The sequence below is a fragment of the Variovorax sp. CCNWLW235 genome, assembly GCF_037204085.1.
In the GTDB taxonomy this organism is placed as follows: Bacteria; Pseudomonadota; Gammaproteobacteria; order Burkholderiales; family Burkholderiaceae_C; genus Variovorax.
On record NZ_JBBCBW010000030.1, the window covers coordinates 48,752 to 58,960 of the forward strand.

Below are 10,209 nucleotides of genomic sequence, written 5' to 3' on the forward strand. Positions count from 1 at the left end.
CGTCCGGCTCAGCCGGCGCCGTGCGCCTTGACCCAGCGCACGATGTCCGCCGCGCCCATGGCACCGGCCTGCCGTGCCACCTCGCGCCCGCCGCGAAACAGCGCCAGCGTCGGAATGCTGCGGATGTTGAAGCGCGCGCCCAGGTTGGGCACGGCCTCCGTATCGACCTTGGCCAACCGCACCCGCGGCTCCAGCTGGGCCGCGGCCTGTTCGTAGGCCGGCGCCATCTGCCGGCACGGGCCGCACCACGGTGCCCAGAAGTCCACCAGCACCGGAATTTCATTGCGTGCAATGTGGCGGTCGAAGGTCTTTTCGTCCGGCAGCGCAGTCGAATGGCCGGCGAACAGCGGGCGGTGGCAACTGCCGCAATCGGGCGCGCTGCCCAGCTGTGCCGCGCGCACGCGGTTGGTCGTGTGGCAGTGCGGACAGACGATGTGCAGCGATGGCGTTTCGGTCATACCGAAGAACTGGGGTCCGCAGGGGTGAATTGCAAGTGACGGCCGCCCATGCGCACCGGCTTTTGCGACACTTGGTGCCAGTGACTTCCCCGCAACTTTCCGCATCGGCCCTGCCGGTCCGATGGGCCGGCGAGTGGGTTCATCTGCTGCCCGAACGCGCCATCTGGTGGCCTGAGGGGCGGGTGCTGTTCATTGCCGACCTGCACATCGGCAAGGCCGCGACCTACCGCGCGCTGGGGCAGCCGGTGCCGGGCGGCACCACGCAGCAGAACCTGGCGCGGATTGACGCGCTGATCGCGGCCCATGCGCCGCAGCGCATCGTGTTTCTCGGTGACTTCATGCATGCGGCGCAGGCGCGCACGCCGCAGGTGCTGGCCGCGCTCGCCGACTGGCGGGCCACGCACGGGGCCGTCCGCATGACACTGGTGCGGGGCAACCACGATAGCCGCGCGGGCGATCCGCCTGCGGCCCTGGACATCGAGGTGGTCGACGAGCCCTATCTGCTCGGCCCCTTCGCCTGCTGCCATCATCCGCAGTCGCATGCCACGCACTTTGTGCTGGCCGGGCACCTGCATCCGGTCTGCCGGCTCTACGGGCCGGGGCGGGACAGCGTGCGGTTGCCGTGTTTCGTGAGCGACGAACAACAGGCGGTGCTGCCGGCTTTCGGCGAGTTCACGGGCGGGTGGCTGGTGGAGCGGGCGCCCGGCAGGCGCTTCTACGCGGTAGGTGGCGAAACCGTGTGGGCGCTGCCCGCACCGGATTGAGGGGGCGGCTCCTTCCCCCTCTGGGGGAAGGCTGGGATGGGGGCAGGCAGAGCGTGCCCATCGCCAGCGCCGCTTGCCCCCACCCCAACCCTCCCCCGGGAGGGGAGGGAGAAAAACAAATTCAAAGAACCACGGGCGCGTCCGGCAGCTCGTTGGTGTCCGGCTGGTCGTCCGCCAGCGGAAAGTGCTCGACCAGCAAGGCCGACATTTCTTCCAGCGCCTGCGTGAGCCCGTCCTCGAAACGCCCTTCGCGGAATGCCGCGCCCATGCGCTGCGTCATCGCAGACCATTCGGCGGCGCCGACCCGCGCGCTGATGCCGCGGTCGGCCACGATCTCTATCGCGTGCTCGGCCAACAAAAGGTAGATGAGCACGCCGTTGTTGTGCTCGGTGTCCCACACGCGCAGCTTGCCGAACATGGTGACGGCACGTTCGCGCGCCGAGGCATCCCGCCGCAGGTAAGACAAGGGCAGGCCCGCCTCGACGCAGATGCGGATCTCGCCGCTGTGGCGCCGCTCGCTGGCAGCCACGCGCGCGGCAAGGCGCTCCATGGCGGCATCGGGCAGCACACGGCGCACATCGGCCTCGTCCATCCACTGGTGGCGCCAGATGCGGCCAAGCCTGGAGAAAAGCGTTGCCATGCCTACCAATCCCCCGAGGCGCCGCCGCCTCCAAAATCGCCGCCACCGCCGGAACTGAAACCGCCGCCTCCGCCGCCGCCACTGCTCCAGCCGCCACCCCCACCGCCGCCGCTCCAGCCGCCAAAGCCGCCACCCCCACCGCCGCGGCGCCCCGGCGCGGTTGCCGCCACCGCCGAGAACAGCGACACCATCAACGCCACGAAGCCCGCGAGCACCGCAATGACGATGCTGGTCGTGATGAAGAACGCAATCACGCCGATGCCGCCGCCCATGACCACCGAGCCGAGCTTCTTGCCGACAACCGATCGCACGATGGGCGCCGCCACGAAGACGCCGACGAACAGGAAGATCGCAAGGTTCTCCCAGTCGATGCCGTCACCGGCGCTTTCGTCGCTGCCGCTGGAAGGCGCGGGCAGCGCCTCGCCGTCGACCAGCCCAATGAGCCGGGCGACCGCCGCGTTCAGCCCGCCTGCAAAGTCGTTGTTGCGAAAGCGCGGCTTCATCTCCTCATCGATGATGCGAATGGCCGCCAGGTCTGGCACCGCGCCCTCGAGCGTCTTGGCCACTTCGATGCGCATCTTGCGGTCGTTCTTGGCCACGATCACCAGGATGCCGTCGCCCACGTCCTTGCGCCCGATCTTCCAGGCGTTGCCCACGCGGTTGGCATAGCTTGCAATGTCTTCAGGCTGCGTGGTGGGCACCATCAGCACCACTATCTGCGAGCCCTTGCGCTGCTCGAAAGCGGCCAGCTTGGCCTCGAGGTCTGCGCGCTCGGGTTCGGCCAGCGTTTGCGTCTGGTCGATCACCCGCGCCGTGAGCGTGGGCACCGGCAGCAGGTCTTGCGCCCATGCACCTGCCGCAGGACCGGCCCACGCCGTGGCCGCCAGCAGAACGGCGGCCAGCACGCGGCGTATCAGGGCAACGGTCATCGATCGAGCGTCTTACTTCTTGGGTGTAGAAAAGTCGACGGTGGGGGGCGTCGAAATCTGCGCTTCGTTCTGCACCGAGAAGTTGGGCTTCGGCTCATAGCTGAAGATCTTGGCCGTGATGTTCGTCGGGAAGCTGCGCGCCAGCACGTTGTACTCCTGCACCGTCTGGATGTAGCGGTTGCGCGCCACGGTGATGCGGTTCTCGGTGCCCTCGAGCGTCACACGCAGGTCGCGGAAAGCCTGGTTGGCCTTCAGCTCCGGATAGCGCTCCGACACCACCATCAGCCGCGACAGCGCCGACGAGAGCTCGCCCTGCGCCTGCTGGAACTTGTTGAATGCCTCGGGGTTGTTCAGCGTCTCGGGCGTTACCTGGATCGACGTGGCCTTGGCGCGCGCCTCGATCACCTTGGTGAGCGTGTCCTGCTCGAAGCTGGCCTCGCCCTTCACGGTGGCCACGATGTTCGGCACGAGGTCGGCGCGCCGCTGGTACTGGTTGAGCACCTCGCTCCAGGCCGACTTGCTCGTCTCGTCGAGCGACTGGAACTGGTTGTAGCCGCATCCGCTCAGGGACAGGACCGCAGCAAGAATCAAGAGCCAGCGTTTCATCATCATTTGCATTACCTCCGCAGAAGAGCCGGAAGTTAGCATAGATGTCTCCATGGCCCTCGATCCCCTTCAAGCCCTGCAGGCTGCCAACCGTGCGGTGCCGCCTGCAACCGCCGGTGCCACCGCAACGGCCGGAACGCTGCTGATTGCCGGCGCCACCGGCGCCCTGGGCCAGGAGCTGCTGCGCCGGCTCGCGGGCGGCCACCGCTTTGCCCACGTGCGGGTGCTGTCGCGCGAACCCATGCGCGACGGCATGCGCGGGGTCGAGACCTGCCTCTGCCCCGGCCTGCCGATCGCGCAATGGGGGCTCACGTCCGCCGATACCGCGGTCATCGCCTTCGATCCGCCCCGGCTGTATCACGGCCGCGAGCGCGCCCTGTGGGTGCCGCAGCCTTCCGACCTGCCCGAACTCTCGCGCTGGCTGCGCGCCTGCGGCGTGCAGACGCTTGCCATCGTGCAGCCGCACGATCAGGGGCGTCTGCCCGAGGCGCTCAAGCGCGGCCTCGCGAGCCTCGACGAGCAGGCAGTGGTCGCCAGCGGTTTCGAGCGCGTGATCCTTCTGCGTTCGGCGCGCAAGCCGCTCAATGCCAAGCTTGCCAACCCCGCCGAAAAACTGGCCGCGTGGATGCTGTCGATCATGCGTTTCATGGTGCCGACGAGCGAGCAGCCGGTGCGCCCCTCCAAAGTGGCCGAGCTGGTCGACATGGCCCTGCGCATCGCACCCGCCGGCGTGCACGTGGCTGCGCCTGAACTGGTGTGGGAAGCATCGCAGGGCGAGATGCAGCCCGTGCTCCGGCGCTGGCTGGGCCTTGCCGACTAGCTTGCGGCGGTGCCGCGCCACTGGCGCAGCAACTCGGCCGAGTCGACCACCAGCCCCAGATGCAGCGACACCATGCTGAGCGCCGCGTTTTCCAGGTGCGCATCGGTGCCGCGCACCAGGTCGCGCAGCACGATCACACGGTAGTTGTGGTTGTTGGCGTCGAACGCGGTGTTGAGCACGCAGCAATCGGTAAACCCGCCGTTGAGCACCACCGTTTCGATGCGCTGGTTGCGCAGCAGAAAGTCGAGGTCGGTCGGGTAGAAGGCCGACAAGCGGCGCTTGCTCTCCACGCGCATGTCGCCCGGCTCCACGCGCGTGACCCACTCGGTCCAGCGCGAGCCTTCGATGGCGTGCGCATCGGCATTCGGTATGGCGCCCACGTGCAGCGGAAAGGTGCGGCGCCACGCAGCCGGAATGCCGTTGATGTCGTCGGCGCCATCGGGCCGCAGCACCGACTTGACGTGCACGATGCGCACGCCCAGCGCGCGGGCATCGTCGTGAAAACTGTCGATGGGCTCCACCACGTCGCGCGCACGCGGCGCGGGGCAGGGGCAGTCGGGGCTGTCGTCGAGATGGCCGCGGTGCATGTCGATGGAGACCACCGCGGTGGTGGCGGGATCGAGGTAGTCCGCAAACTGCGCTGCGCCGAGGTCGCGCTCTTCGCCGTACACCCAGGCCTTCATCGCCGCTCCTCCCGAACATAGGGTTGGCCGAGCGCGCCGGGCTCGTCGTCTCCGCCGCGCCGGGCCAATGCGACCCACACCATCACGCCCAGCGTCACCGCATAGGGCGTCATCATCACGAAGTACTGCGGCAGCTGCACCCCGGCCGCCGCAAGCTGGGGAATGAGCGCCTCGATGCAGCCGAACAGCAGCGCACCCACCAGCGCCTTCCACGGCGACCAGCGCGCGAAGATCACCAGCCCCACCGCAATCCAGCCGCGCCCGCCGGTCATGCCCGCGATCCACAGCTTGGTGCTGACCACCGAGATGTAGGCGCCCGCAAGGCCCACCAGCGCCGAGCCCGCGAGCACCGCAGCCAGCCGCCACAGCGTGACGCGAATGCCGGCTGCATCGGCCGCCTGCGGGTTTTCGCCCACCGCGCGCAGCCGCAGCCCGGCCGAGGTGTGCGAGAGAAACCATGCCACCCCAACGAAGATGGGCAACGTGAGCCAGACCATCGCGTTCTGCTCGAACAGGCGGCCGGCACCGGGCAAGAGCGACAGCGGCCACAGTGCCATCGAGCCGATGCCTTCGGTGGCGTGGTTGGTCCATTCGGCCAGCGAGCCGACGAGTGCCGTGAAGCCCTGGCAGAAGAACACCAGCGCCAGCCCCGCAATCACCTGGTTCACGCGTAGCCAGATCACCATCACTGCGAACAGCAACGACACCGCGCTGGCCGCAAGCATGGCAAGCACCAGTGACACGCCCGGTTGCCCCAGGGCGATTTGCGCACCGATGCCCGCGAGCGCGCCCACCAGCATCAGCCCTTCGGCGCCCAGCGAGAGCACGCCCGCGCGCTCGCTGATGATCAGGCCCAACGCGGCGAGTGCATACGGCACCGCGAAGTCGGGCGTGCTCGCGAGCCAGTTGAGGACGATGCTTCCGCTCATTGCGCTTGCTCCCCACCCACGCGCCGCAGCCGGTGGCGAATGAAGAAATCGCTCGACGCCACGCACACCACGATGATGGCCTGGATGAGTTGCACCATCGAGAACGGCACCTGGTAGAACACCTGCAGGCTGCGGCCGGTGACGAACAGTGCCGCCACCAGCAGCGCCACCACGGTGGCCGCCAGCGGGTTGTTGCGCGCGAGAAAGGCGATGAGGATGCCCGAGAAGCCGTAGCCCTGGTAGAAGGCCTGCGTGAGCCGCCCCTCCTGCCCCGAGGCCACCGCAAACCCTGCGAGGCCGGCCATTGCGCCGGACAGCAGCACGGCGCCGTAGATGGTGCGGCGCACCGGCACGCCGTTGGCATGCGCCACGCGCGGATTGGCATCGACGAAGCGCAGGTACAGCCCGGCCCGGCTCACACCCACCAGCCACCATGCCAGGAGCGCCACCACCGCCGCGAGCAAGATGGCGCTGCTCACGCCGGCGCCCAGTTCGGGCAGCCGCTCGAAGGCGCGGAACTGCGGCGAATAGGGAAAGTTGTCCTTCGGGTCCTTCCAGCTGCCGTACACCAGGTGCAGCAAAAAGTTGGCCGCCATATAGTTGAGCATCAGCGTGGAGATGATCTCGTTCACGCCGAGCCTGATCTTCAGCCACGCCGGCCCCAGCACCCAGAGCAGCCCGCAGCCGATGGCGGCCGCAAACATCAGCGGCAGCCGCAGCGGCTCGGGGCCGACCTGCCACATCGAGACGGCCGTGGCACCGATGGCGCCCCACATCATCTGGCCCTCGAGCCCCAGGTTCCAGAAGCGTGCGCGAAACGCGAGCGAGCCCGCCAGGCCGACAAGGATCATCGGCGCAGCCTGGAACAGCACGGCGCGAAAGTTCTGGCCGTCGAAGAAAGTCTGCATCACGAACTCGTTGGCGAGCTCGTCCGCGGGGACGCCGGCGGCCACAAGAATGGCGGCGGAAATTGCCAGGCCGGCCAGCAGCGCCGCCGCGAGAATCAGCGCCTGCCGCCGCCACCCCATGTGCTGGCGGATCTCCAGCGCATAGCGGCGGCGCGCCAGCGGCTGGCGCCGTGCCCGTTGCGCGGCATCCCGATCGGTCTGCGCGGGCTGCGCGATGGCCGCGAGCGTGGCGTCAACCATGGTCCACCATCGCCTGTCCAATCGCTTGCCGGTCGGCGGGTTGCGTGAACTCGCCGGCAATGCGTCCGCGTGTCATCACGCCCACACGGTCGGCCAGCTGCAGCACTTCATCGAGGTCTTCGCTGATCAGCAGCACCGCGGCGCCGCCGTCGCGCGCCGCGCGCAGGCGCGCATGCACTTCGGCGCTCGCGCGCACGTCGAGCCCGCGGCTCGGGCTGTGCGCGAGCACCAGCGAAGGCGACTTGCCGAACTCCCGCGCGAGCACCAGCTTCTGTGCGTTGCCGCCGGAGAGCAGCGCGGCCTTCTGCGCCACCGAGCGCACCCCCAGCACATCGAAGGTGCGAACCGCCTCTTGCGTATCGGCCTGGATGCGGCCGCGCCGCAGATGCCACGCCGGGCCGTAGCGGCCGGTGTGCACGCGGCCTATGGCGTAGTTCTCGGCCACCGAGAGGCCGCCGGCCAGCGCAAGGCCGTAGCGGTCGGCCGGAATCGCGGCAATGCCCACGTTGCGGCGCGCTGGTGCACTCATGGCCTTGAGGTCGCCATGGCCGCTGAGGTGGATCTCGCCTTCGAGCGCACCGCCCGGATCGGGCAGGCCCATGATGGCCCCGGCCAGCTCGCCCTGCCCGTTGCCGCCGACACCGGCCAGTCCGTAGATTTCGCCCGCATGCAGTTCGAGGTCGACGCCGTCGAGCACGCGACGGCCTTCCGGCGACGGGGCAGAGCGCAGGCCGCGCACCGCGAGCCGCACAGCGCCGCGCGGCGACTTTGCCGCCTGGAAGCCCTGCATGGCAATCGATTCGCCCACGGTGAGCTTCACCAGCTCGGCCACCGATGCGGTGTCGGGCGCCAGCGTGGCCACCGTGCGGCCGCCGCGCATCACCGTCACGCGGTCGGCATACGTTTTTACGTCGGCCATCTTGTGCGTGACCAGCACCACCGCGGAGCCGCTGCGCGCAAGGCCGCGCACGGTCTGCAGAAGGCGCGCAGCCTCCTGGTCGGTGAGTACCGCAGTGGGCTCGTCGAGTATCAGGATGCGTGCGCCCGCGAGCAGCACCTTGAGAATCTCGACGCGCTGCTGCTCGGCAATCGAGAGCGAATCGACGCGCCTCGCGGGGTCGATGTCGAAGCCCAGCTCCGAGGCCTTGTTGCGGATGCTGCGCGTGATCTCGCGAAGACGCTCCCCGTGGCTCTGAAACTCGGGCGCGGGCGGTGCGGTGAGCAGAATGTTCTCTGCCACGGTGAACGGCCGCACCAGCTTGAAGTGCTGGTGAACCATGCCGATGCGTTGCCTTGCCGCGTCGGCCGGGCCGGCAAAGCGCACCACGTTGTCGTCGACCAGCAGCTGGCCGGCTTCAGGTGCATAGAGCCCGGCCGCAATGTTCATCAGCGACGACTTGCCCGCGCCGTTCTCGCCCAGCAGCGCATGCACCTCACCCCAGCGCGCGGCAAAGCTCGCGTCGGTCAGCGCCGCAAAGCCGTCGAAGCTCTTGCGGATGCCGGTGAGTTCGAGCGCGTTGGGCATGCCGGGTCGCCTTGCTTTTCTCTTCTGCTTTACTTCTGCGTGACCACGCCCTTGACGAACCAGTCCATCTTCCACAGATCGGCATCCGACAGCACCGCGCCCTTGGCCACGCGCTCCTTGCCCTCGCGGTCGGCAAGCGGGCCGGCGTAAACGTGCTTGCCCTTCATGATGGCGTCGCGCTCGGCGGTAATGGCCGCGGCCTTGTCCTTGGGCACCGCGGGGCCGAAGCCCGCGATGTCGGTGCCGCCGTCCTTCATCTCGATGAAGGCGCCGTACTGGCCGGGCTTCCAGTTGCCGGCCATGATCTTCTTGAGCTCGGGCGTCAGAAAGCGGTCCCACACCCACACCGACGAGCACAGCGTGGCCTTGGGTGCGAACTGGCGCAGGTCGCGGTGGTGGCCGGTGCCGTACACGCCGCGCTCCTGCGCCACGATCTGCGGCGTGGGCGAGTCGACGTGCTGGCCGATCACGTCGGCGCCCTGGTCGATCAGTGCGGCCGCGGCGGCGCGTTCTTTCACGGGGTCGTTCCACGCGCCGGTGTAGATGACGTTGACGGTGGCGTTGGGGTTCATCTTCTGCGCACCGAGCGCGAAGGCGTTGATGGTCCAGTTCACCACGCCGAACGGGTTGGCCGCAACGAAGCCGAGCTTGCCGGTCTTGGAGGCCGCGCCCGCGGCCATGCCGCAGAGATACTGGCTCTCGTAGGTGCGGCCGTAGAAGGATTCGAGGTTGCTGCCGTTGGTGGTGCCCGAGCCGTTGAGAAAAGCCACGCCCGGGTACTTGGCGGCCAGGTCCTTGAAGCTGTCGGAGTAGCCGAAGGCGGTGCCGATCACGATGTTGGCGCCGCGCTGAATGAACTTCTCGGCCGCCGGCTTGATGGCCGATGCGTCTTCGGGAACGTTCTCCACAAACTGGATCTTCTGGCCGATTTCCTTCTCGATCTTCACGCGCGCTTCGTCGAAGGCCTGCGTCCAGCCGCCGTCGTTCTTCGGGCCGAAGTAGAGCATCGCGATCTTGGGCTTGTCCTTGAGCGTAAAGCCGTCGGCGGCTGCCGCCGGCAGCGAGACGAATGCGCCGCCGGCTGCAAGCGCCAGGGCAAGGCCGGAGGTGAAGCCGAGGGTGGGAGTGCGCAGCATGGAGCGACCTTTCGTGAGAAGCAAGTCAAGGAAGAAGCGTTGAAGACGGAGGTGCTACGCGCGTCACATCATGAAGTTGATGCGAAACACATTGCCCTCGGGATCGAGCAGCACCGACTGGTACCAGTTGTAGTAGGTGACGTAAGGCGGCTTCACCAGCGTGGCACCGGCCTCGAGCGCGACGGGCACCATGCGGTCCACGTCGTCCTTGCTGTCGACGTCGATGTTCAGCAAGAACTTGACGCCGCGCGTGTCGGAAAACTCGGCCAGGTGCAATAGTTCATAGGCATCGAGCGCGTTGAAGCCGAGGCTCGACTTGCCGGTGTCGAGCCCGCGAAAAATCGGCGAGCGAATGGCTTCGATCTCGGGGAATCCGAACACGCGCTGGTAGAAGCCGCTGAGCGCGACCACGTCCTTGGCGAAGACGTTGACGTAGGAGAGATGGGGCATGTCAGTTGCTCAATTGCTTTTTGTTCTTGGGCGCTTTTGTTCTTGGCGCTGTTGTTCGGGGCTTGTGCAAAGGCCACCGGGTACTCCCCTCCGCGAATGTCCCCCGGGGCTGCGCCCCTCC

12 protein-coding genes are annotated in these 10,209 nt (G+C 67.9%); 2 read left to right on the top strand and 10 right to left on the bottom strand.

The window, feature by feature from the left end:
* Positions 1-8: 8 nt before the first annotated feature.
* Positions 9-458 carry a thioredoxin TrxC gene (trxC, locus tag V9L21_RS24065; RefSeq protein WP_281146733.1) on the bottom strand — a complete coding sequence of 150 codons (450 nt, stop codon included), beginning with the start codon at positions 456-458 and terminating at the stop codon, positions 9-11.
* An 80-nt stretch (positions 459-538) separates the two neighbouring features.
* Here trxC and pdeM point away from each other — a divergent pair, with 80 nt between their 5' ends.
* On the top strand, positions 539-1,222 hold the full coding sequence (pdeM, locus tag V9L21_RS24070; RefSeq protein WP_337315320.1) for a ligase-associated DNA damage response endonuclease PdeM: 684 nt from the start codon (positions 539-541) through the stop codon (positions 1,220-1,222).
* A gap of 121 nt (positions 1,223-1,343) precedes the next feature.
* On the opposite strand, the gene V9L21_RS24075 is transcribed toward pdeM, so the two are convergent.
* From V9L21_RS24075 to V9L21_RS24085, 3 genes are read right to left on the bottom strand one after another with little or no spacing between them, the layout of a single operon-like run.
* Positions 1,344-1,862 carry a TPM domain-containing protein gene (locus V9L21_RS24075; RefSeq protein WP_337315321.1) on the bottom strand — a complete coding sequence of 173 codons (519 nt, stop codon included), beginning with the start codon at positions 1,860-1,862 and terminating at the stop codon, positions 1,344-1,346.
* A gap of 2 nt (positions 1,863-1,864) precedes the next feature.
* Positions 1,865-2,791, bottom strand: a complete 927-nt coding sequence (locus V9L21_RS24080) for a TPM domain-containing protein (RefSeq protein WP_337315322.1) — start codon at positions 2,789-2,791, stop codon at positions 1,865-1,867.
* Positions 2,792-2,803: 12 nt separating this feature from the next.
* Complete coding sequence (locus V9L21_RS24085) at positions 2,804-3,403, bottom strand: LemA family protein (RefSeq protein WP_431769289.1); 600 nt, start codon at positions 3,401-3,403, stop codon at positions 2,804-2,806.
* A 46-nt stretch (positions 3,404-3,449) separates the two neighbouring features.
* On the opposite strand from V9L21_RS24085, the gene V9L21_RS24090 reads away from it, so the two are divergent.
* A complete protein-coding gene (locus V9L21_RS24090; protein WP_337315323.1) occupies positions 3,450-4,217 on the top strand; it encodes a hypothetical protein in 768 nt (255 codons plus the stop codon).
* Here the strand turns inward: V9L21_RS24090 and V9L21_RS24095 are convergent.
* From V9L21_RS24095 to V9L21_RS24120, 6 genes are all read right to left on the bottom strand, one after another.
* Complete coding sequence (locus V9L21_RS24095; protein WP_337315324.1) at positions 4,214-4,900, bottom strand: cysteine hydrolase family protein; 687 nt, start codon at positions 4,898-4,900, stop codon at positions 4,214-4,216. The two genes, V9L21_RS24090 and V9L21_RS24095, sit on opposite strands and share 4 nt — an antisense overlap.
* Complete coding sequence (locus V9L21_RS24100; RefSeq protein ID WP_337315325.1) at positions 4,897-5,829, bottom strand: ABC transporter permease; 933 nt, start codon at positions 5,827-5,829, stop codon at positions 4,897-4,899. Before V9L21_RS24100 ends, V9L21_RS24095 begins: the two co-directional genes overlap by 4 nt.
* Entirely contained in the window at positions 5,826-6,977 is a 1,152-nt protein-coding gene (locus V9L21_RS24105) for an ABC transporter permease (protein WP_337315326.1), read from the bottom strand. Before V9L21_RS24105 ends, V9L21_RS24100 begins: the two co-directional genes overlap by 4 nt.
* Positions 6,970-8,502: an ABC transporter ATP-binding protein gene (locus V9L21_RS24110; RefSeq protein ID WP_337315327.1), complete on the bottom strand. Its 1,533-nt coding sequence runs from the start codon at positions 8,500-8,502 to the stop codon at positions 6,970-6,972. Before V9L21_RS24110 ends, V9L21_RS24105 begins: the two co-directional genes overlap by 8 nt.
* Before the next feature lie 29 nt (positions 8,503-8,531).
* The gene (locus tag V9L21_RS24115; RefSeq protein ID WP_337315328.1) at positions 8,532-9,638 is read right to left on the bottom strand and encodes a BMP family ABC transporter substrate-binding protein; all 1,107 of its coding nucleotides are present in this window, start codon (positions 9,636-9,638) and stop codon (positions 8,532-8,534) included.
* A 63-nt stretch (positions 9,639-9,701) separates the two neighbouring features.
* Positions 9,702-10,088, bottom strand: a complete 387-nt coding sequence (locus V9L21_RS24120) for a VOC family protein (protein WP_337315329.1) — start codon at positions 10,086-10,088, stop codon at positions 9,702-9,704.
* Positions 10,089-10,209 lie beyond the last annotated feature (121 nt).